Source organism: Streptomyces sp. NPDC050658 (assembly GCF_044457025.1).
In the GTDB taxonomy this organism is placed as follows: domain Bacteria; phylum Actinomycetota; class Actinomycetes; order Streptomycetales; family Streptomycetaceae; genus Streptomyces.
On record NZ_JBITGM010000013.1, the window covers coordinates 119,407 to 141,710 of the forward strand.

General features: G+C 73.1%; 17 protein-coding genes. 13 read left to right on the forward strand and 4 right to left on the reverse strand.

The features are described 5' to 3' along the window. The first annotated feature begins 49 nt into the window (after nt 1-49). The gene (locus ACIBKX_RS34560) at nt 50-412 is read left to right on the forward strand and encodes a MerR family transcriptional regulator (RefSeq protein ID WP_363274531.1); all 363 of its coding nucleotides are present in this window, start codon (nt 50-52) and stop codon (nt 410-412) included. Here the strand turns inward: ACIBKX_RS34560 and ACIBKX_RS34565 are convergent. Then, the gene (locus ACIBKX_RS34565) at nt 407-1,195 is read right to left on the reverse strand and encodes a TetR/AcrR family transcriptional regulator C-terminal domain-containing protein (RefSeq protein ID WP_363274533.1); all 789 of its coding nucleotides are present in this window, start codon (nt 1,193-1,195) and stop codon (nt 407-409) included. The two genes, ACIBKX_RS34560 and ACIBKX_RS34565, sit on opposite strands and share 6 nt — an antisense overlap. A 79-nt stretch (nt 1,196-1,274) precedes the next feature. Between ACIBKX_RS34565 and ACIBKX_RS34570 the strand changes: the two genes are divergently transcribed. The 7 genes from ACIBKX_RS34570 (at nt 1,275) to ACIBKX_RS34600 (ending at nt 13,619) form a co-directional block, all read left to right on the forward strand. Beyond that, the gene (locus ACIBKX_RS34570; RefSeq protein ID WP_399376875.1) at nt 1,275-3,122 is read left to right on the forward strand and encodes a glycosyltransferase family 2 protein; all 1,848 of its coding nucleotides are present in this window, start codon (nt 1,275-1,277) and stop codon (nt 3,120-3,122) included. A gap of 6 nt (nt 3,123-3,128) precedes the next feature. Beyond that, a complete protein-coding gene (galE, locus tag ACIBKX_RS34575) occupies nt 3,129-4,208 on the forward strand; it encodes a UDP-glucose 4-epimerase GalE (RefSeq protein WP_363274534.1) in 1,080 nt (359 codons plus the stop codon). Beyond that, nucleotides 4,205-5,596, forward strand: a complete 1,392-nt coding sequence (locus ACIBKX_RS34580) for a UDP-glucose/GDP-mannose dehydrogenase family protein (protein ID WP_363274535.1) — start codon at nt 4,205-4,207, stop codon at nt 5,594-5,596. Before galE ends, ACIBKX_RS34580 begins: the two co-directional genes overlap by 4 nt. After that, nucleotides 5,593-6,576, forward strand: coding sequence for a UDP-glucuronic acid decarboxylase family protein (locus ACIBKX_RS34585; protein WP_363274536.1), 984 nt, complete (start codon nt 5,593-5,595; stop codon nt 6,574-6,576). The genes ACIBKX_RS34580 and ACIBKX_RS34585 overlap by 4 nt, the downstream gene beginning before the upstream one ends. 5 nt (nt 6,577-6,581) lie before the next feature. After that, nucleotides 6,582-8,249 carry a right-handed parallel beta-helix repeat-containing protein gene (locus tag ACIBKX_RS34590; protein ID WP_363274538.1) on the forward strand — a complete coding sequence of 556 codons (1,668 nt, stop codon included), beginning with the start codon at nt 6,582-6,584 and terminating at the stop codon, nt 8,247-8,249. 187 nt (nt 8,250-8,436) lie between these two features. Next, nucleotides 8,437-12,876 (forward strand): aminotransferase class I/II-fold pyridoxal phosphate-dependent enzyme, encoded by a 4,440-nt coding sequence (locus ACIBKX_RS34595; protein ID WP_363274539.1) that lies wholly within the window; start codon nt 8,437-8,439, stop codon nt 12,874-12,876. Between the two features lie 5 nt (nt 12,877-12,881). Further along, a complete protein-coding gene (locus tag ACIBKX_RS34600) occupies nt 12,882-13,619 on the forward strand; it encodes a class I SAM-dependent methyltransferase (RefSeq protein WP_363274540.1) in 738 nt (245 codons plus the stop codon). On the opposite strand, the gene ACIBKX_RS34605 is transcribed toward ACIBKX_RS34600, so the two are convergent. From ACIBKX_RS34605 to ACIBKX_RS34615, 3 genes are all read right to left on the reverse strand, one after another. Next, nucleotides 13,568-15,406, reverse strand: coding sequence for a glycoside hydrolase family 15 protein (locus ACIBKX_RS34605; RefSeq protein WP_363274541.1), 1,839 nt, complete (start codon nt 15,404-15,406; stop codon nt 13,568-13,570). The two genes, ACIBKX_RS34600 and ACIBKX_RS34605, sit on opposite strands and share 52 nt — an antisense overlap. 102 nt (nt 15,407-15,508) lie before the next feature. Further along, nucleotides 15,509-16,195: a response regulator transcription factor gene (locus ACIBKX_RS34610; RefSeq protein WP_363274542.1), complete on the reverse strand. Its 687-nt coding sequence runs from the start codon at nt 16,193-16,195 to the stop codon at nt 15,509-15,511. Beyond that, nucleotides 16,192-17,475, reverse strand: a complete 1,284-nt coding sequence (locus tag ACIBKX_RS34615) for a sensor histidine kinase (RefSeq protein WP_363274543.1) — start codon at nt 17,473-17,475, stop codon at nt 16,192-16,194. The genes ACIBKX_RS34610 and ACIBKX_RS34615 overlap by 4 nt, the downstream gene beginning before the upstream one ends. Nucleotides 17,476-17,586: 111 nt before the next feature. Here ACIBKX_RS34615 and ACIBKX_RS34620 point away from each other — a divergent pair, with 111 nt between their 5' ends. From ACIBKX_RS34620 to ACIBKX_RS34640, 5 genes are all read left to right on the forward strand, one after another. Next, on the forward strand, nt 17,587-18,591 hold the full coding sequence (locus tag ACIBKX_RS34620; protein ID WP_363274544.1) for an ATP-binding cassette domain-containing protein: 1,005 nt from the start codon (nt 17,587-17,589) through the stop codon (nt 18,589-18,591). Then, the gene (locus ACIBKX_RS34625; RefSeq protein WP_363274545.1) at nt 18,588-20,102 is read left to right on the forward strand and encodes a DUF1349 domain-containing protein; all 1,515 of its coding nucleotides are present in this window, start codon (nt 18,588-18,590) and stop codon (nt 20,100-20,102) included. Before ACIBKX_RS34620 ends, ACIBKX_RS34625 begins: the two co-directional genes overlap by 4 nt. Continuing rightward, nucleotides 20,099-20,887 carry an ABC transporter permease gene (locus ACIBKX_RS34630; protein WP_363274546.1) on the forward strand — a complete coding sequence of 263 codons (789 nt, stop codon included), beginning with the start codon at nt 20,099-20,101 and terminating at the stop codon, nt 20,885-20,887. The genes ACIBKX_RS34625 and ACIBKX_RS34630 overlap by 4 nt, the downstream gene beginning before the upstream one ends. 193 nt (nt 20,888-21,080) lie before the next feature. Then, the gene (locus ACIBKX_RS34635) at nt 21,081-21,563 is read left to right on the forward strand and encodes an Lrp/AsnC family transcriptional regulator (protein WP_363274547.1); all 483 of its coding nucleotides are present in this window, start codon (nt 21,081-21,083) and stop codon (nt 21,561-21,563) included. Nucleotides 21,564-21,589: 26 nt separating this feature from the next. Beyond that, nucleotides 21,590-22,282, forward strand: a complete 693-nt coding sequence (locus ACIBKX_RS34640; protein ID WP_363274548.1) for an HAD family phosphatase — start codon at nt 21,590-21,592, stop codon at nt 22,280-22,282. Nucleotides 22,283-22,304 lie beyond the last annotated feature (22 nt).

The window sequence follows — 22,304 nt, forward strand, 5'->3', positions numbered from 1 at the left end:
CAAGCGGAGTCGGGCAAGAGATCGAGCGAGGGACTGCGGGGTCGGTCGGATGCGGATCGGGGAACTGTCGGAGCGCACCGGTACACCCCGGCGGCTGCTGCGCTACTACGAGGAGCAGGGCCTGATCATGGCCGAGCGTGCCGCGAACGGCTATCGCGAGTACGACGACCGCTTCGTGGACCGGGTCATGCAGATCCGGGGGCTGCTCGACGCGGGGCTGCCCACCCGCATCATCAGACAGATCCTGCCCTGCCTCGACAAGCCCCGGACGATCTACTTCCCGGACGCGACACCGGAGATGATCGCCACCCTGGAGCTGCAGCGCGACCGGATGACCGAGCGGGTCAACTGCCTGACCCGCAACAGGGATGCCATCGCGGAGTATCTGGACGCCGTGCGCAACGGGTCATGACCCGAGCAACGCGTCGAGCCCCGCGGCCAGTTGCCGGGGTCCGCCGCGCCCGTCGAGGGAGAGGGCCGTCGCCCGCAGCCGGGGGAAGTCCTGGGCGGGCATGCGGTGCAGTCCGAGCCGGAAGGCGGGGTCCGGTTCGCCGGGCTCGTCGTCCATGGCCCGCAGTTCGACGAGGAGATAGCCGAGCAGCCACGCCGTGAACGCCCGGTGCACCTGCACCGTGCGGCGGTCGCTCAGGCCCGCGTCGTGCAGCAGCGCGAGGACCCGCTCGTCGCTGCGCAGGACGGCCGCCGGGCGGCGGGCGAGCGGCGTGGAGAGCAGCCGGGTGGCGAGCAGCGGGACCACGTTCGGGTGGCGCAGGGCCACCCGGTGCGTGGCGAGCGCGATGCGGTGCAACTCCCGCCGCCAGTCGGTCTCCCGGGACTTCGCCGCGAGGTCCGCCTCCAGCTCCAGGCAGAACGCCTCGACCAGGCCGTCGAGGAGCGCGCTCTTGCTGCGTGCGTACCGGTACAGGGCCATCGCCTCGACGCCGAGCTCCGCGCCGAGCTTGCGCATGCTGAGGCCGGAGAGTCCGTCGCGGTCGACGACCTCGACCGCCGTGGCGAGCACCTTCTCCCTGCTCAGCCGTCCGTAACGGCCCCGGTCGCTGGCGCGCCGCCCCTGCGGCTCCGCCGGCTCCGGCGCTTTCCCCTTCGGTTCTTTCCCCTTCGGCGTGTCCGCTGGTCTCCCTTTCGGCATCTGTGCCGCCTCCGTGACTCCGGCCCCCTTGACCTCAGAGGACATCAGGTGCAAAGTCGTATATATACGACGTAAACGTACGCAGTCAGCGTACAGCGTCGGAGCCCTCCAGGAGCGTCACGCCATGACGCACAGCGAGCCGATGTCGGCGAACCGGATCAGAACGGCGGACCAGATCCAGCTGGAGCGCGAACTCGCCCGCCTCTCGGACGGCAACGTCGTCCGGATCACCGGGGGCGGCCCCGTCTTCGGTCATCCGTTCCCGGTCCGTACGGTCCGGCCGACGACCTTCGTGCCCGCGCTCCCCCGCCGCGACCGGGCGCTCCTCACGGCGATCGCCGTGGGCTGGGCGCTGAGCTTCCTCTGGTTCTGGATCTGGTGGCTGCGGCCCGAGCACCGGGTCGGCTGGGCCGGTCTTGTCGTCAACAGCGCCCTGCTGCTCTATCTGACCGGCCTTCCCGCCTACTTCTTCGCCACCGCCCTGCGGCTGCGCCGGATCAACCCGGAGCTGCCGGTCCCCGCGGTGCCCGTCGCCTTCGCCGTGACCCGCGCCCCGTCCGAGCCGTGGCCCACCGTCCGGCGCACCCTGGAGGCGATGCTGGCGCAGGACTTCCCGCACCCCTACGACGTCTGGCTGTGCGACGAGGACCCCACCGAGGAGATCACCGGCTGGTGCCGCAGCCACCGGGTGCGGATGTCGTGCCGCCGCGGAGTGGCCCCGTACCACCGCGCGGACTGGCCCCGGCGCACCCGCTGCAAGGAGGGCAACCTCGCCTATTTCTACGACCATTGGGGCTACCGGCGCTACGACGTGGTCGCCCAGCTCGACTGCGACCATGTGCCCGCCCCGACCTATCTCGCCGAGATGGTCCGTCCCTTCGACGACCCCGCCATCGGCTATGTCGCCGCGCCCAGCATGTGCGACGCCAACGGCCGGGACTCCTGGGCGGCCCGCGGCCGGCTGCACCGCGAGGCGGTCTGGCACGGCGCGGTGCAGCTCGGCCACAGCGACGGCCTCGCCCCGATGTGCATCGGCTCCCACTACGCCGTACGCACCCGGGCGCTGCGGGACATCGGGGGCCTGGGACCTGAGCTCGCCGAGGACTTCTCCACCACGTATCTGCTCAACTCGGCCGGCTGGCACGGGGCGTTCGCCATCGACGCGGAGGCGCACGGGGACGGGCCGCTCACCTTCGCCGACATGATCACGCAGGAATACCAGTGGTCGCGGAGCCTGACGACGATGCTGCTCGGGCTGCTCCCGCGCCATCTGCGGCGGCTGCCGCTCGCGCTGCGGCTGCGCTTCGGCTACGCCCTGGCCTACTACCCGCTGCTCGGCCTGATGATCACCGCGGGGCTCACGCTGCCGCCGATCGCCGTGCTCACCGGACTGCCGTGGATGAACGTCAACTACTTCGACTTCCTGGTGCACTTCTGGACCATGCCGGTGTGGCTGCTCCTGACGCTGCTCCTGATGCGCCGCCGCGGAATGCTCCGTCCCCGTACGGCGCCGCTGGTCAGCTGGGAGACCTGGCTGTTCGCGCTGGCCCGATGGCCGTTCGTCATCCTGGGGCTCTTCGGCGCGGTCGGGCAGCGGCTGCGCCCCCGCCCGGTGACGTTCAAGGTCACGCCGAAGGACACCGGCGGCCCCCGGCCGCTGCCCGCCCGGCTCGTGCTCCCCTTCGCCTTCCTCGCCGTCGCGCTCTCCGCGATCGCCCTGGTGGGCGAGTTGACGAGCCCGTCGGCCGGCTATGTCTTCCTCTGTCTGCTCGCCGCGACGACGTACGCGGTCGTCGCGCTGGCCATCCCGCTGCTCCATGTCCACGAGGCGGCGCGGGCGGCGGAGGTCCGCTTCACCTACGCGCTCCCCGCGGCGGGACTCCCGCTCGCCCTCGCGCTCCTGGCGGCGCTCCCGGTCTCCACCGCCCTCGTCTTCTATCCGGCGTACGCCGCCGCCGTCCTGGGCTGGTGATCCGTCATGAGCGCCCCGTCCACGATCCTGGTCACCGGCGGAGCCGGCTTCATCGGCAGCCACACCTGCGTCGAACTCCTCGACCACGGCTACGAACTGATCGTGATCGACGACTACTCCAACAGCACCTCGCAGGTCTTCGGCCGGGTGGAGCGGATCACCGACCGCTTCGTCGGCACCATCTATGAGCTGGACATCCGTGATCGGCGCGCCCTGTCGGCCATATTCGACCGCCACAACGTGGACGCCGTCGTGCACTTCGCCGCGCACAAGGCCGTGGGCGAGTCGACACGGATGCCCGTCGAGTACTACGACACCAATGTCGGCGGCACCACCGCGCTGCTGCGGGTGATGCACGAACACGGGGTGAACCAGCTGGTGTTCTCCTCGTCCTGCTCGATCTACGGCGACGCCGGACGCGGCCCCCTCGACGAGTCCACGCCCGCGGCGCCCACCAATCCGTACGCCGCCTCCAAATGGCTCTGCGAGCAGCTCCTCGCCGATGTGTGCGCCCACTGGCCGGAGTTCACCGTGCTCGCCCTGCGCTACTTCAACCCGGTCGGCGCGCACCCCAGCGGCCTCCTCGGCGAGGACCCGCGCGGCGTCCCCGACAACCTGATGCCGTACGTCGCCCAGGTCGCCGTCGGCCGCCTGGAGCGTCTTTCCGTGTTCGGCGACGACTACGACACCCCGGACGGCACCGCGATCCGCGACTACCTCCATGTGATGGACACCGCCGAGGCACACCGCGTGGCCCTGGACCACCTCTCCGACGGACCCGGCATGCGCGTCTTCAACCTGGGTGTCGGCAAGGGCAGTTCGGTCCTCGACGTGATCACCGCCTTCGGCGCGGCCAGCGGCCGGGACATCCCGTACGACATCGTCCCGCGCCGCCCCGGCGACGTGACCGAACTCGTCGCGGACGCGGGCGCGGTGGCGCGCGCCTGGGGCTGGCGGCCCACCCGCGACCTCACCGACATGTGCCGCGACGCATGGCGGTTCCAGATGCTCAACCCGCACGGCTACGCCGGTCCCGGCCGGCGCGCCGACCGCACCACGCACGACGCCCGAGGAGCAAGGCCATGAGGATGACAGTGATCGGCACCGGATACGTGGGGACGGTGCACGCGGCATGCATGGCCGACATCGGCCACCAGGTCCTCGGCATCGACATCGACGCCGAACGGATCGCTTCTCTGGCGGCGGGCCGGGCCCCCATCCACGAGGCGGGCCTCGACGAGCTGCTCGCCCGTACCGTCGCCTCGGGACGGCTGCGGTTCTCCACCTCGCTCGCCGAGGGCGCCGCCTTCGCCCGGACCCACTTCGTGTGCGTGGGCACCCCGCAGCGGCCCGACGGCAAGGCCGCCGACCTGCGCTATGTGGACGCCGTCGTGGACGGACTGGCCCCGCATCTGCGGCCGGGCAGTCTGGTGGTGGGCAAGTCCACCGTGCCGGTGGGCACCGCGGCCCGGCTCGCCGCGCGGATCGCGGCGAGCGCGCCGGACACGGAAGTCGCCTGGAACCCGGAGTTCCTGCGCGAGGGCTGCGCGGTCGCGGACACGATGCGGCCCGAGCGGCTCGTCGTCGGCGTCTCCTCCAGGCACGCCGAGGGTGTGCTGCGGGCGATCTATACGCCGATGATCCTGGCCGGGGTGCCGTTCTTCGCCACCGATCCCGCCACTGCGGAGCTGGTCAAGGTCGCGGCGAACTCCTTCCTCGCCACCAAGATCTCCTTCATCAACGCGATGGCCGAGGTGTGCGACGCCGCGGGCGCCGACGCCTCCGTCCTCGCGCGGGCCATCGGCGCGGACCCGCGGATCGGGCCGCGCTTCCTGGAGCCGGGGCTCGGCTTCGGCGGGAGCTGCTTCCCCAAGGACATCCGGGCCTTCGCCGCCCGCGCCGAGGAGATCGGCGCCGGTGAGGCCGTGGTGTTCCTGCACGAGGTCGACCGGATCAACACCCGGCAGCGGGGCCGCACCGTCGACCGGGCACGCCTCGCGCTCGGCGGCTCCTTCACCGGCCGCAGGGCCGCGGTGCTCGGCGCCGCGTTCAAGCCCGGCAGCGACGACGTGCGCGACTCGCCGGCCCTCGTCGTGGCCGCCGCCCTGCGGGAACAGGGCGCCACGGTCCGGGTGCACGACCCGGAGGCCGTCGAGAACGCGCGCGCGGTCCACCCGGAGCTGGACTACACCCTGGAGATCGAGAAGGCCTGCGAGGACGCGGACCTGGTCCTGCACCTCACCAACTGGCCCGAGTACCAGGACATCGACCCGACCGCGCTCGCCTCGGTGGTGCGCGCGCCGGTCCTCCTGGACGCTCGCAACAGCCTCGATCCGCGGGCCTGGTCGGCCGCCGGCTGGACCGTGCACGCACCGGGCCGCCCGCGACTCTCGGCGCGGGCGGCCACCCCCTCGCACACCGCCCCCGCGCGCGTCACCGCCCGCGTGCGGGCACTCACCGGAGGTATGTCATGAGAGTCGTGGTGACCGGCGGCGGCGGATTCCTCGGATCCCATCTGTGCGAGGCGCTCCTCGCCAGAGGCGACATCGTCTGCTGCCTGGACAACTTCTGCACCGGCGAACCGGAGAACGTGGCCCATCTGCGCGACGCGCCCCGCTTCCGGCTGATCCACGCCGACGTGACCGAGCCCTTCGACGTGCCCGGACCGGTGCACGCCGTGGCCCACCTGGCGAGCCCCGCGTCGCCGCCGGACTACCACCGGCTGCCCCTGGAGACCCTCGCCGTCGGCAGCCGGGGCACCGAGAACGCCCTGCGTCTGGCCCGGCGGCACGGCGCCCGCTTCCTGCTGACGTCGACCAGCGAGGTCTACGGCGACCCGGAGATCCATCCGCAGCCCGAGAGCTACTGGGGCAACGTCAATCCGGTCGGCCCGCGCAGCGTCTACGACGAGGCCAAGCGGTACGCGGAGGCGCTCTCCATGGCGTACCGCCGCTCCTACGGGGTGGACGTCGGGGTCGTACGGATCTTCAACACCTACGGTCCGCGGATGCGGCCGCACGACGGGCGCGTGGTGTCGACCTTCGTCCGCCAGGCGCTGGCGGGACGGCCGCTGACGATCTACGGCGACGGCGGCCAGACCCGCAGCTTCTGCTACGTCGACGATCTCGTCCGGGGTCTCGTGGCGATGCTCGACAGCGAAAGCAGCGGCCCGGTGAACCTGGGCAACCCCGGTGAGCGCACCGTCCGTGAGCTCGCGGAGCTCGTCCGCGCGATCACCGGGTCGCGCTCCCCCATCACCTACCGCCCGCTGCCCGTCGACGACCCGACCCGCCGCCGCCCGGTGATCAACCAGGCGCTCGAACAGCTCGGCTGGGTCCCCCGCGTCCCCCTGGAGGACGGGCTGCGCCACACGGTGGCGTGGTTCACCGCACGTTCCAGGTCCCCGCGTCCGCAGGCACCGTCCCTGCCGGTGCCCGAGCCCGTGGAGGCCTGATTCCGATGGGCAGCGCGGCCGCCGCAGCCATGCCGGGGCTCCGTGCCCCCTGCGCGCTCCTGGCCGTTGGCGCGCTGATCGCGGCCGGCGGCTGCGCTGCCACCCCCCACTACGACACGACCCGCACCTACTACGTCAGCCCGGACGGCGACGACGGCCACGACGGCACGTCGCCCGACGACGCCTGGAAGTCGCTGGCCCGCGCCGAACGCGTGGCGCTGCACCCCGGCGACCGGCTGCTCCTCGAAGGCGGCGCCCGCTTCACCGGCACCGTCACACTGGGCGCGTCGGAGGCGGGCGACGCGGACCGCCCCGTGGTGATCGGCTCCTACGGCGACGGCCGGGCCGAGATCGAGGCGCGCGGCACGCCGGGCGTCTCGGTGCACGACACGGCGGGCGTGGAGATCCGCGACCTCACCGTCAGCGGCAACCGCGCCGCCTATGTCCGCGACGGAGGCATCAACCTCTTCGCCGAACGCCCCGGCGGCGCTCAGCTCGACCACGTCGAGGTGTCCGGCGTCGAAGTCTCCGGATTCCGCGTCGGCATCGCCGTCGGAGCGGCCGAAAGGGCCGCCGGATTCCGGAATGTGACGGTCGATCAGGCGGAGCTGCACGGCAACAAGGACGCCGGACTCCTCACGTACGGCGGCAAGTTCGACGCCCGGCGGCCGACGTACGCGCACCAGGACATCGAGGTCACGGACGTCGAGGCGCACGGCAACGAAGGAGACCCCGAGGCCGCCGACCGGCACACCGGCGACGGCATCATCCTCGGCGGGGTGCGGCACGCCACGGTGCGGGACTCCAGCGCCCACGACAACGGCTCCGACGCGGCCGCCGAGGCACCCTCGGGCCCGGTCGGCATCTGGGCGTACGACGCGACCGACGTGGTTCTTGAGCACAACGTCGCCTACCGCAACCACACGGGCTCCGACGTCGACGGCGCGGGATTCGGCTTCGACGAGAACGTCTCGGACTCGGCCATGCAGTACAACCTGGCCTTCCACAACGACGGCCCGGGCTTCTACGCCTACACCCGCGTGGTGAACGGCGCGCACCGCGACAACACGATCCGCTTCAACCTGAGCGCCGACAACGGCCGCAGGCTGCCGCGCTTCGGCGGGCTCGCCGTCTACGGCCACGACGTGCGCGATCTGCGCATCTACCAGAACACCGTGGTCATGACCGCCCTGGACGACGGCAGGAGCGGTCCCGCGCTGCGTCTGATGGACGGCGAGACGGGAGTCACCGTCCGCAACAACAGCTTCGTCACCGACGGCTCCCCGCTGGCCCTCGCGGATCCCGACCTCACGGCGCGGAACGTCCTGGTGCAGGGCAACAACTACCGTGCCCCGCAAGGCCAGTGGACCGTGCAGTGGGGCGAGGGGACCTACTCCGGCCTGAAGGCCTGGAACAAGGCCACCGGGCAGGAACAGCTCGGCGGCGAGCCGACCGGCCTGACCGTCGACCCGTGCCTGGCCGGCGGTGAACTCCCCGCCGTCCGCTCCCCCGGCGACGCGCCCCTGCTGGCCCCGACCTGCACCGCGCTCTCCGGCGCGGGCCTGGACCTGCGCGACCTGTTCGGCGTCGATCCGGGGACCGTCGACTACTTCGGCCGTGACCTCGGCACGCCGCCGCCGGTCGGGGCGGCGCTGCCGCCCGCCGCGGACTGAGCCCCGCCGCAGAAGCGGGCTGAGCCCCTCCGGAGAAGATGCAGCACCGCGTCCGCCGGGCCTACGATCAAAGAAGCGAGAACCCGGCTGACACTGTCCTCGGCCCGGTGTCCCTGCCACGCAGGGAGGCGTCTTTCCATTGCTGCGGGCACGTCTTCGGGGAGAGCTGTGGGCGCGGAACCGGCTGATGGCCGGATACGTGCTCCTGGTCGCGGCCCTCACCGCCGCCTATATGACCCTGCCGGACCTGCGCGCCGCGCTGTGGGCGCTCATCGGTCTCGCCGGAGTCGTGGCGGTGCTGGTCGGGACGCGGCTGAACCGTCCCGCGCACCGCTGGCCGTGGTGGGTGCTGGCCGCGGGCCTGCTCGCCTTCGCCACGGGGGACACGTACTACAACGTGGTCGAGGAGTATCTGCACGCCTCGAACCCGTTCCCGTCCCCGGCCGACGCCTGCTACCTGGCGGTGTATCCGCTGTTCGCCGCCGGGCTCTTCGGCCTGGTCCGGTACCGCTGGGCGGGCCGTGACCTGCCGAGCCTGCTCGACGCGATGATCTTCACCGGCGGGCTCGCGCTGCCCGTCTGGGTCTATCTCGTGCAGCCCCTCACCGAGGTGGAGGGACTCACCTGGGCGCAGCGCGCGATCAGCATCGCCTATCCGCTCGGCGACGTGCTGGTCCTCGCGCTGCTCGCCCGGCTGCTCACGCCCGGCTCGGTGACCGGCCACAACCGTTCCGTGCAGCTCCTGGTCGTCGGCACGGTCACGCTGCTCGGCTTCGACATCGCGTACGGGATTCTCCAGCTCAACGGCCTGTGGCAGACCGGCACGCTGCTCGACATGGGCTGGATCGCCTTCTACACCGCCTGGGGCCTCGCGGCGCTGCACCCCTCGATGGTCGAGCTGACCGCGTACACCCATCTCAGGCGGCCCCTGCTCCCGCCGCCGCACCGGCTCGCGCTGCTCGCCCTCGCCACGCTGATCGCCCCGGTGATCCTGCTCGCCGAGGCGCTCATGGGGCGCGCCCATGACGCGGCCGTGATCGCCGTCTTCTCGGGCCTCCTGTTCCTCCTGGTGATCCTCAGGCTCGGCGGCATCGTCGTGGCGCACCGCAAGGCCGTCGACCGTGAACTCGCGCTGCGTACGGCGGCTTCCGCGCTGGTGTCGGCCATCGAGACCGAGGAGATCCTGCGGACCTGCGACACCACGGTCGCCGCGCTGTCCGCTCCCGGCGTGCGCAGCGCGACCCTGCTGCCGGGCGCGGACGGCGGGCTCCCCGACCTGCCCGCCGAGCTGACGCAGGACCGTACGCACCTGGTGCCGGCCGCCGCGCTCGGCCCGAAGCTCGCCGACCGCTTCGGGGTGCCGGACAGCGCCCTGGTGTGCCCGATGATCCAGCGTGACCGCCCGGCCGGGGACGCGCCGCCCGGCGTGCTGCTCGCGGCGGGCCCGGAGCGCAGGCTCACGGAGATCTGGGGCTCCCTGGAAATCCTCGCCTCGCACGCGGGGCTCGCCATGGAGCGCATCGCGCTGCGGAAGGAGATCATCCGGCGGGAGTCCGAGGCCTACTTCCGCACGCTGGTGCGCAACGCGTCGGACGTGATCCTCATCGTCGAGGACGACGACACCGTGCGGTACGCCAGCCCGTCCGCACAGGCCGTGTTCGGGGCCGCCCGGCTGGTCGGGGTGGCCCTGCCCGAGCTGGTCGATCCGCGGGACCGGGAGCGCGCGGTCCGGGTCCTCGGCGCGATGCGCGACGGCGGGCAGCGCGAGCCGCACGACTACTGGTGGATGCGGCACGGCAACGGGCGCGTCGAGGTGGAGGTGCGGTGCAGCGACCTGCGTGACGACCCGACCGTGCGGGGCCTCGTCGTCACGCTGCGGGACGTGACCGAGCAGCGGCAGCTGGAGCACGAGCTGACCCAGCGGGCGTTCCACGACGCGCTGACCGGTCTGCCCAACCGGACGCTGCTCCTGGAGCGGATCGAGCGCGCGCTGCTGCGGGGCACCCGCGAGTCGACGCTCACCTGTGTGCTCTTCATCGACCTCGACGACTTCAAGGTCGTCAACGACACGATGGGGCACTCCACGGGCGACCAGCTGCTCGCGGCCGTCGGCTCCCGGCTGGCGCGGACGCTGCGCCGCAGCGACACGGCGGCCCGGCTCGGCGGCGACGAGTTCGCGGTCCTGATGGAGGACGCGCGGGACCCGGCGGACGCCGAGATCCTGGCCGCGCAGGTGGTGCAGACGCTGAGCCGGCCGTTCCATCTGGCCGGCGACACGGTGAGCGTCTCGGCCAGCGTGGGCCTGGCCACGGCCGGCGACGCCTCCGACGCGGACGAACTGCTCGCCCACGCCGACCTCGCCCTCTACGCCGCCAAGGCCGCGGGCAAGCGCCAGTGGCGGCGGTTCAGGCCCCGCCTGCACGTGCGGATGCTGGAGCGGCACGACCTCCAGGCGAGCCTGGACCGGGCGATCGCCGAGCGGGAGTTCGCGCTGCGCTATCAGCCGGTCGTGGACATCTCGGCGAACGGCTCCCCCGTCGGCTCCCCGGATCTCCCGGCGGCCAAGATCGTCGGCTTCGAGGCGCTGGCCCGCTGGCCGCACCCCCGGCGGGGTCTGGTGCCGCCGCAGCAGTTCATCCCGCTCGCCGAGGAGACCGGCCACATCACGCCGCTGGGCGCCTGGGTCCTGGCGAGCGCCACCGCCGACATCGCCGGTCTGCAGCGGACGGCGGCCGCGCCGACGGGTCCGTACGTCAGCGTCAACGTCTCCGCGCGGCAGTTCCGCGACACGGGCTTCCTCGACGAGGTGCGCAAGGCCCTGAGCACGCCCGGACTCGCGCCGGGTTCCCTGCAGTTGGAGCTCACCGAGTCGGTCCTGATGCGGCCGGACGGGCAGATCCAGGCGGTCATGCAGGAGCTGAAGGACCTCGGGGTGCGGATCGCCGTCGACGACTTCGGGACGGGCTTCTCCTCGCTGCGCTATCTGCGGGAGTTCCCCATCGACGTACTGAAGATCGACAAGTCGTTCATCGACGACATCGCGGAGGACACCCAGCAGGTCGCGCTCGTCGAGGGGATCGTCCGCATCGCCGACACGCTCGGCCTCCAGGTCATCGCCGAGGGCATCGAGGAGCCCGTGCAGCGGGACCTGCTCGCCGGGATGGGCTGCCGGTTCGGGCAGGGCTTTCTCTTCGCCCGCCCGCTCACGGCCGAGCAGGGCGAGCGGCTGCTGCGCACGCGGCGTGCGCCGGGCCGGGCGCCCGCGCCGGAGGCTCCCACGACAAGGGCTCCCGTCTCAGGGGCTCCTGGGGACGCCGCCGAGGGCCGCTCCGTGTGCGCCGTCCCGAACGTGCCGCCCTCAGCCCCCGAGCCCGCCGCCGACCACCCGGACCCGGGGCCCGCCGACGCGCGGCGCGCCCCGCGCTGGAGCGATCTCGACCGGCTGCGCAGGACGAGCCCGATGAGCGACGCCGTCCTGGACGAGGTGCGCGGCCGGCACATCCGCAGCGGCGAGCACTGGCTGATCGACTTCGCCTCCTGCAACTACCTGGGCTTCGACCACGACCCCGAGATCATCGCCGCCGTCGAACCCGCCGTACGCCGCTGGGGCACCCACCCCAGCTGGTCGCGGCTGATCGGCAACCCCCGGCTCTACCCGGAGATCGAGGAGCGGCTCACCGCGCTGCTCGGGGCGCCCGACACGCTGCTCCTGCCGACCGCCACCCTGATCCACCACTCGGTGATCCCCGTCCTCGCCGACCAGGGCCATGTCTTCGTGGAGGCGACGGCGCACCGCACCGTGTACGACGGCTGCGTCTCGGCCCGCGCCCAGGGCGCGACGCTGCGCCGGTTCCACGCCGACCGCCCCGACGAACTGACCGCCCAGCTGCGGGCGTTGCCCTCGGGCCGGTCCCGGCTCGTCTGTCTGGACGGCGTGAACAGCATGAGCGGCGACATCGCCGACGTACCCGAACTGGCCGCGATCTGCCGGGACTTCGATGCCACGCTGTACATCGACGACACCCATGGCTTCGGGGTCATCGGGGAGCGCGGCGCCGACGAGCCGTGTCCCTACGGGCTCCGCGGCAACAGTGTGGTCCGGCACACCGGTGAGACGTACGAAGGGATCGTGCTGGTCGGCGGTTTCTCCAAGGCGTACTCCTCGCTGCTTGCGTTTCTCGCGCTGCCGTCCTGGCTCAAGGACCATCTGAAGGTCACCGCCGCGCCCTATCTGTACTCGGGGCCTTCGCCCACGGCCTCGCTGGCGACCGCGCTCGCCGGGCTCGGGGTCAACGACCGGCGCGGCGACGCCATCCGGGCCGATCTGCACCGCAAGACGGTCCGGCTGCTCGACCATGTGGAGGCGCTCGGCCTGGAGTCCCTGAACCACGACCAGCTGCCGATCGTGGAGTTCCCGCTGGCCGACCCGGAGGACCTGGACGCGGTCGCCCGGTTCCTGTGGGAGCAGGGCGTCTATGTGACGCTCGCGGCCTATCCGCTCGTGCCGCGCGACCGGGTCGGGTTCCGGGTGCAGCTCACGGCACTCAACTCGGACGACGACATCGACCGGCTGAACGCGGCGCTGACGCTCCTGTCCGAGCGGTCGCTGCTCCGTCCGGAGAGGTGAGCGGCGTGGCGCCCACCCGCAACGACGACGTGGACTGGGACAGCTGGCCCGTCCAGGACTATCTCGGCGAGAACTACCGCGAGCTGCATCCGTCCGACGCCGCGGTCATCGCCCACCACTCCGCGTTCTACCGGGCTCTCGCGCCGGGAAGCGCCGCGCGCACGCTGGAGTTCGGGGCCGGGCCCAACCTCTACCCGCTGATGCTGGCCGCCGCAGCGAGCCGCCGGATCGACGCGGTGGAGGCGAGCGCGGCGGGCGTCGCCTATCTGACCCGGCAGCTCGACCAGGGCCCCGACGCGAGCTGGGCGCCGTTCTACGCGCTGTGCCGCCGCCTCAACCCGGAGCTGCCGCCGAGCCTTCCCCGGGCGCTCGCCCGCGTCCGCGTGGTCCACGGCGACATCCGGGCGCTGGCACCGGGGAGTTACGACGTCGCCTCGATGAACTTCGTCGCCGAGGGCGTCACCGAGGACTTCACGGAGTTCACCGACTTCTGCGGTCGCTTCGTACGTTCCGTGGGTGCGGGCGGGCTGCTCGTCGCGGCGTTCATGGAGAACATGCCCACCTACCGCATCGGTCCCGACTCGCGGTGGCCCGGCTGTCCCGTCAACCCCGAGATCGTCACGGAGGTGTTCGCGCCGCTCACGGAGCGGCTCGCCGTCACGCGGATCGACGCCGATCCGACGCTGCCGGACTACGGCGACTCGGGCATGGTGCTCCTGACGGCCGTGCGACGCCCCTCCTGAGCGCCCGCGTCACGCAGCGCGAAGGCCGTCTCCACCAGGGCGATATGGCTGAACGCCTGGGGCGCGTTGCCCAGTTGGCGCCCGCTGTCGGGATCCCACTGCTCGGCGAGCAGCCCCACGTCGTTGCGGACGCCGAGGACGCGCTCGAAGGTCTCCCGCGCCTGTTCGACGCGGCCGGTCGCGGCGAGCGCGTCGGCGTACCAGAGGGAGCAGGCGACGTAGGTGCCCTCGGAGCCGCGCATGCCGTCCACGCCGTGCACTCCGGTGCCGTTGTGGGCGTACCGCCGGACGAAGCCGTGGTGGTCCAGGGCGCGCATCGCGTGGACGGTGTCGCGCACGCGCGGGTCGGCGGCGGGCAGGAAGCCGACCTTGGGGATCAGGAGCGCCGAGGCGTCCAGGGCGGACGAGCCGTAGGACTGGGTGAACGATCGCCGTCGCGCGTCCCAGCCGGCCCGGCAGACCTCCTGGTGCACCGCGTCGCGCATGGCGCGCCACTCGTCCGCGCACTCGTTCCTGCCGAGCAGTTCGCCGATGCGCAGGGCGCGGTCGGCCGCGACCCACGCCATGACCTTGGAGTGGACGAACTGGCGGCTCGGGCCGCGGACTTCCCACAGGCCGCGGTCCGGTTCGCGCCAGTGCTCGCGCAGATAGCGCATCAGGGATTTCACCAGGCTCCACAGGTGCGGTTCCAGCGGGATGCCGGCCCGCAGCGACAGACAGAGCGTGTCGAGCACCTCTCCGTACACGTCGAGCTGGAGCTGACCCACCGCCGCGTTCCCGAACCGGACGGGCCGCGAGCCCTCGTAGCCGGGCAGCCACGGAGCCTCCGCCTCGGGCAGCCGCCGCTGGCCGCCGACGCCGTACACCGCCTGCAGATCGGCGGGGTCGCCCGCGACGGCGCGGACCAGCCAGTCGAGCCAGGCGGTCGCCTCCTCGCGGTAGCCGCTGCGCAGCAGACAGGACAAGGTGAGCGTGGAGTCGCGCAGCCAGCAGAAGCGGTGGTCCCAGTTGCGTTCGCCGCCGACGCACTCGGGCAGCGAGGTGGTCGGCGCGGCGACGATGCCGCCGGTGGGCGCGTAGGTGAGCGCCTTGAGGGTGATCAGTGAGCGTGTGACGGCGTCGCGCCACGGGCCCTGGTAGCGGCACTGTGCCGTCCAGCGGCGCCAGAAGTCGGCGGTCGCCTTCAGGGCGGTCTCGGCGGGTACGCCGAGTGGTTCGGGCGGCTCCGGCAGGTGGGAGGGCGCCCACACGAGGTGGGTGGCCAGGCGCTGGCCCTCGCGGACGGTGAAGTCGATGACCGTGGATTCGGCGTCGCCGCGCGTCTCGACCGGCCCGTCGGCGCTCGCCCAGAGGGCATCGGGCCCGGCGACGGCCACAGCGCAGTGCCCCTCGGCGCGCACCCAGGGCACGATCCGGCCCTGGTTGAACCGCGGCCGCAGCTCGCTGCGCATGGCGACGGATCCGGAGAGCCCCTCGACGACGCGCACCACGCACGGCAGTTGCGCTCGGGGCGGCATGAAGTCGGTGACGCGTACGGCCCCGGTCGGGCACTGCCAGGTGGAGTCCATGACGAGGGTGTCGGGGCGGTAGGCGCGCCGTGTGCAGGGTCCGGCGCCGACCGGGGCGATCCGCCAGAATCCGTGCTCCTGCGTGCCGAGCAGCGCGGCGAAACAGGCCGGTGAGTCGAAGCGGGGCAGACAGAGCCAGTCGATCGAACCGTCCCTGCCGAGCATGGCGGCGGTCTCCAGGTCACTGAGGAGGGCGTAGTCCTCGATTCGAGCACTCATGATCGAGTCACGCCGTCATGCACTCGCCGCCCTTCCATTGTACGGCGGCGGGGCGGGCCCGGCCTGTTGGCGGACGGCGGCCACGGGAGCCGTATCCGCAGGTCAGGGCCCCGTTCTGGGGATCACGAGGCCCGTCTCGTACGCCGCGACCACGGCCTGGGTGCGGTCCCGCAGGCCCAGTTTGGCGAGCACCCGGCTCACGTGGGTCTTCACGGTCTCCTCGCTGACGTGCAGCCGTCCGGCGATCTCCGGGTTGGAGAGGCCTTCCGCGATCAGCCGCAGCACCTCGGTCTCGCGGGGGGTGAGCGCGTCGAGGCGGGCGGCGGGTTCCGTGGGCGGTCCGGGCCTGAGGCGGGCGAACTCGGCGATGAGGCGGCGGGTCACGGTGGGCGCGAGCAGCCCCTCGCCGGCGGCCACCACGCGCACGGCGTCGAAGAGCCGCTCGGCGGTGACGTCCTTGAGCAGGAACCCGGCGGCGCCCGCGCTGAGCGCGTCGTACACGTGCTCGTCCAGGTCGAAGGTGGTCAGGATGAGCACCCGGGTGCCGGTCCCCGCGAGCCGCGCCGTCGCCTCGATTCCGTCCATCACGGGCATGCGTACGTCCATCAGGACCAGGTCGGGGCGGAGTTCCCGGCAGAGCCCGACTGCCTGGGCGCCGTCGGCGGCGGTACCGACGACGGTGAAGTCGGGCTGGGTGGCGAGGAGTCCGGCGTATCCGGCGCGGACGACTTCGTGGTCGTCGGCGATGACGAGGCGCAGCGGCGGCGGGCTGCTCGGGCGGTCGCTCATGCGGCATGCTCCCGCACCGGCGCGGGGAACGTCGCCTCGATGAGAAAACCGCCGTGCCGGGCGGGCCCCGCGCGCAGTTCACCGCCGACCATCGCGGCGCGCTCCCGCATCCCGAGCAGTCCGTGGCCGTCGTCGAGGTGCCGTGCGGTGTGCGGGCTCGGCCCGTTGTCGCGCACCCGCAGCCGCAGGTCCGCCGCCGAGTAGCGGAGTTCGACGTCGACGGCGGCACCTGGCGCGTGCCGACGCGAGTTGGTGAGCGCCTCCTGCACGATGCGGTACGCGGTGAGTTCGAGACCGGGGTCGAGCGGGCGCACGGGCCCCTCGACGATGAGCCGGACGGCGCCCGCCGAGGCATCCCGTGCCTCGTCGACGAGCTCACCGAGCTGTTCGAGGCCCGGCTGCGGGCGCCGGTCGGCCTGCGCGGGTCCGGCGTCCTCGCGCAGCACGCCGAGCAGTCGGCGCATCTCGGTGAGCGCGGTGCGGGCGGTGTCGCCGATGGCGAGGAAGCGCTCGGCGCCGGAGGCCGGAAGGCCGGGGGTGGTCAGTCGCGCGGTCTCCGCCTGCACGGCGATCATGGAGATGTGATGGGCGACGACGTCGTGCAACTCCCGTGCGATCCGGGCCCGTTCGCCGCGCGCGGCATGTTCGAGGAGGGTCTCGGCGATGGCCCGCTCGGCCGCGCTGTTCACCTGGGCGGTGTCGCGGACGCCGCGGGCGATACCGGTCGCGGCGGCCACGCCCGCGCAGACCGCGACCAGCACGGTGAGCACGCGCTGCCCGGTGCCGGCCGTGCCCGCCGGGGCGGCGACGGCATACGCGACGAACGGCAGCGGAAGGAGTCCGGCCAGCAGGCGCGGGCCGTGCCGCCCCGCGCGGTGGACGGCCACGAGCAGGGCGCAGAGCCCGGCCAGGGTCAGGACGTGGAAGGGCGCGAGGGAGAGCATGGCGCAGGCGGAGGCCAGGACGGCGGCTCCGGGGCCGCCGAGGACGAGCGGACGCGGATCGGCCGACCGCACGGCAGCGCTGCCGCCCGTCCGCCACGCCCCGTCGCCCGCGAGGACCGCGACCGGCAGGGTCGCCCCCCACGCGAGGGACAGCGCGAGCGGCAGCGGTATCTCACCGTCCGCGCGGAGCAGCAGCTCGGCGGCGGCGCACAGCGAGAGGAGCGCCGCCGCCGCGACGGGGGCGTGCGGGCGGTGGGCGAGGCGGCGCAGGGCGCCTCGCAGGCGCGCCGGGCCGCCCGCAACCTGCCGTCCCCTGAACGGATTTCTCGTCCTCACGCCGTTCATTGTCACCGTCACGGGCCCCGGCGGAGTCCCTCACGTGAGGGATACGAAGACGGCTCCCGTGCGTGACGACCAGGGGCGGCGCCGTCCCTAGCCTCACTTCCCATGGATCGCATCACGGCAACAGCCGATCGTGACGCGGCGCCCGCGGGCGGCGCGGCGACGATCGAAGTGCGCGGACTGCGCAAACGCTACGGGTCGGTGACCGCGGTGGACGGGCTCTCGTTCACCGTCGCACCGGGCCAAGTCACCGGTTTCGTCGGCCCCAACGGCGCCGGCAAGTCCACCACCATGCGCATCGTGCTCGGCCTGGACTCCGCCGACGAGGGCACGGCCCTCATCGGCGGCCGGCCGTACCACGCGCTGCGCACCCCGCTGCTGGAGGTCGGCTCGCTGCTCGACGCGGCGGCCGTGCACCCGAGCAGGCGGGGGCGCGACCATCTGCTGTGGATGGCGCACTCGCACGGGCTTCCGGTGCGCCGGGTGGACGAGGTGCTCGAACTCGTCGGCCTCGACCAGGCCGCGCGCCGCCGGGCCGGCGGTTACTCGCTCGGCATGCGGCAGCGCCTCGGCATCGCGGCGGCGCTGCTCGGCGATCCGCCGGTGCTCCTCTTCGACGAGCCCGTCAACGGGCTCGACCCGGAGGGCATCCGGTGGATCCGCGGCTTTCTGCGGGGCCTGGCGGCGCAGGGGCGCGCGGTGCTGGTCTCCAGCCATCTGATGAGTGAACTGGAGGACACCGCCGACCACTTGGTGGTGGTCGGCCGTGGCCGGGTCATCGCCGACACGAGCGTGCGGGAGCTGCTCGCAGCGGCGTCCGGCGACCGGGTCGAGGTGCGCACGGACGAGCGGACGGCGGCGATGACTGTGCTCGCCGGGGCCGGGGCGAGCGTCGCGGCCACCGGACGCGACACGCTCACCGTCTCCCGGCTCGCGGCGAGCCGGGTCGTGGAGCTGCTCGGCGGTGCCGGTGTCGGTTTCTCCGGGGTCGCGGCGCACCGGGCCACGCTGGAGGAGGCGTACATGGAACTCACCAGGGACGACGTGGAGTTCGCGGGCGCTCCGCGGGCCGAGCAGGAGCCCGGCGCCGCGGAGGGGGGCACGCGATGACCACCGTCAGCCCGCCCCGCCGTCGCGGTACCGCGACCGTCGGACGCGCCGGTTTCCCGCAGTTGCTGCGCGCCGAGTGGACCAAGCTGCGCACGGTGCGCCGCTGGGGGCTCACCCTGCTCGCGGCGGTCGTCGTGACCGTGCTCGTCTCCCTTTTCTCCGCGACGAGTTCGGGCGTGGAGACGACCGGTGGCAACGGTCCGCCCGCGCCCACCGGCCCGGGCGGCGAGCGCATCCGCGACGACTTCCCCTTCGTGCACCGCACCCTCACCGGGGACGGCAGCATCACCGCACGGGTGACCGGACCGACCGGTGAGCGGCCGGCGAAGGCCCCGGAGTGGGCGAAGGCAGGGGTGATCGTCAAGGAGAACACCGATCCGGGGTCGCGTTACGCGGCGCTGATGGTCACTCCGGGGCACGGGGTGCGCCTGCAGAGCGAGTTCACCCGGGACGTCGCGGGCGGCGCGGCCTCCGCGTCGACGTCGCACTGGCTCCGGCTGGTCCGCGAGGGCGCCACGGTGACGGCGTACGCGTCGGCCGACGGCGAAGACTGGCGGACGGTCGGGAGCGTCCGGCTCAGCCGGTCCGCGGGCGCCGTGCCGGTCGGTCTGTTCGTCGCGTCGCCCAATGTGCAGTCCATGGAGCGGAAGTTCGGCAGCGTGTCGGTGGGCGACAGGTCGTCCCGGTCGTCCGCCCGGTTCGACGACGTGACGGTGAAGGGCGCGTCCGGCGGGGACTGGCGCCTGACGGACGTGGGGCAGCCGTCCGGCGGTGACGGTGAACTGCGCCGCTCCGGCGGCACGTTCACGGTCAGCGGCTCGGGCGACATCGCTCCGGGTACGCCGATGCAGCCGGACCTCGTGGCGGCCGCCCTCACCGGCACCCAGCTGGGTCTGGTCCTGATCGCGGCGCTCGGGGTCCTGTTCATCACCGCCGAGTACCGGCGCGGCATGATCCGTACGACGTTCGCGGTGAGCCCGCGCCGGGGCCGCGTCCTGGTGGCGAAGGCCGCGGTGGTCGGCGCGGTCACCTTCGTGACGGGGCTCGTCGCGTGCTTCGCCTCGTATCTCCTGAGCATGCCCGCGCTGCGCGCGAGCGGCCACAAGCCGCCGCTCTTCCCGGAGTTCGCCCTCACGGACGGGCCCGTGCTGCGGGCCGTGCTCGGCTCGGCGCTGCTGCTCGCGCTGATCGGCGTGCTCGCGCTCGGCCTGGGCGCGCTGCTGCGCAACACGGCGGCGGCCATCACCACGGTCGTCGTGGTGATCGTCCTTCCGCTGATCCTGGTGAGCATGCTGCCGCTCGGTCTCTCGCAGTGGCTGCAACGGGTCACGCCCGTCGCGGGGTTCGCGGTGCAGGAGACGACGCCGCACCACGACCAGGTGGCGAGCCTGTGCCTCCCGGAGGACGGCTGCTACCCGCAGGGCCCGTGGCTGGGGCTCGGCACGCTCGCCGCATACGCCGTCGTGGTGCTCGGCGTCGCGGTGTGGCGCGTACGGAAGAGGGACGCGTGAGGGGCGACGGCCGGGCGCTGCTTACGGTGCGCGCCGAGTGGACCAAGCTCCGTACGCTGCCCAGCACTTGGTGGCTGCTGCTCGCCGTGATCGCGCTGACGGTCATGGCGGGCGCGGCGGCCACCGCGGCGCTGTCGGCGGGCGACTGCCCGGTGCCCGCCGACTGCCACGAGGACACGGTCAGGCTCAGCCTGACCGGGGTGTGGCTCGGCCAGGGCGCGGTGGTGGTCCTCGCGGTGCTGACGATGAGCGGCGAGTACGGCACGGGGACCATCCGTACGACGCTGACGGCGGAGCCGGGCCGGGTGCGGGTCCTCGCGGCGAAGGCGGCGGTGCTCGGCTCCCTCGTCGCGGCGGCGGGCACGCTCGGGGTACTGGGATCGCTGCTCGCGGGCCGGCTGCTGCTCACCGCCGACGGCTTCGCGGCGCCTGCGCTCACCGAGGGTCCGACGCTGCGGGCCGCCGCCGGGACGGTCCTCTACCTGACGCTCGCCGCGCTGATCGGCCTGGGCGCGGCCACGGCACTGCGCGACACGGCGACCGCCGTCACCTCGGTGCTCGGCCTGTTCTACGCCTTCCCGCTGCTGGCCGGGCTCCTCGCCGACCCGGACTGGCAGCAGAACGCCCGCCGGGCGGCCCCCGCGACGGCCGGCCTCGCGATCCAGGCGACGACGGACCTGGACCGGCTGCCGATCGGCCCCTGGGCGGGCATGGCGGTCCTCGCCGGGTACGCGGCGGCGGCGCTGGTGACGGGCGGGGTGGTGCTGCGGGTGCGGGACGCGTAGCGCCCCGAAGGGGCGCGGGGCTGTGACACATGCGGCTCCGCCGCGTGGGCGCGACCAGCCACGTCGCCACCGCAGACGATCGACGGGCGCCGGACGCGCAGGCCACGGGACGCGTATAGAGTCACCACCGATCGGCTGCCGGCCGCATATCCGCCGGTCAGGCCCCGCACCCGTCCACCGGAAAGACCGCACCATGGCCGTCGACGAACTCGACACCCGCATCCTGCGGCTGCTCCTGGAGCAGCCCCGCACCAGCATCCGTGAGTACGCTCGCGTGCTCGGTGTCGCCCGCGGCACGCTTCAGGCCCGGCTCGACCGGCTCGAGCGGGACGGGGTGATCACCGGGACGGGGCCCGCCCTGTCGGCCGCCGCGCTCGGTCACCCCGTGCTCGCCTTCGTGCACATCGAGGTCACCCAGGGGCATCTGGACGAGGTGGGCGACGCGCTCGCCGCCGTACCGGAGATCATCGAGGCCTTCTCGATCACCGGCGGCGGCGATCTGCTGACCCGTGTCGTCGCACGGGACAACGGCCACCTGGAAGACGTGATCCAGCAGCTGATCCAGCTGCCGGGCGTGGTGCGCACCCGTACGGAGATGGCGCTGCGCGAGCGCGTGCCGCACCGGCTGCTCCCGCTGGTGGAGTCGATCGGCAGGTCCGCCCCCGGACAGCGGTGAGCTGCGCGTTTGGCATCCTGGACGGCATGAGCACCTTCGGCACCACCTCGGTCATCTTCGATCTCGACGGAACACTCGTGGACAGCGAGCCGAACTACTACGAGGCGTCGCGCGCGCTGCTCGCCGAGCACGGCGTCACGTACTCGTGGGCCGACAACGAGGCGTACGTCGGGATCGGCACCCAGGAGACCCTCGCGACCTGGCGGGACCGGTACGGCATCGGCGTACCGGTGGCCGAACTGCTCGCCGAGCTCGACCGGCGCTATCTCGCCCTGGCCCGCGCCGACACCCATGTCTTCCCCGAGATGCGCAAGTTCGTGGAGCAGCTGCACGACGCCGGGGTGCCGATGGCCGTGGCCTCCGGCTCCTCGCGCGCGGCGATCGACGCGATCCTCTCCGGGACGGGTCTGGACGCCCTCCTGACCACGGTCGTCTCGGCCGACGAGGTCGCGCACGGCAAGCCCGCGCCGGACGTCTTCCTGGCCGCCGCCGCGCTCCTCGGCGTCGACCCCGCCGACTGCGTGGTCATGGAGGACGCGGCGCCGGGCGCGGCGGCGGCGCACGCGGCCGGCATGCGCTGCGTCGCGATCCCCTATGTCGCGGCGCACGCCGACGCGCCCGCGTTCGCGGAGGCGGGGCTGCTGCTGCGGGGCGGGCAGAGCGAGTTCACGGCGCGGGCCGCGCTCGACTTCCTCGCCTCGCTGCCGACCGCTTCCTGAGACCTGACGGGGCCTGCGGGCG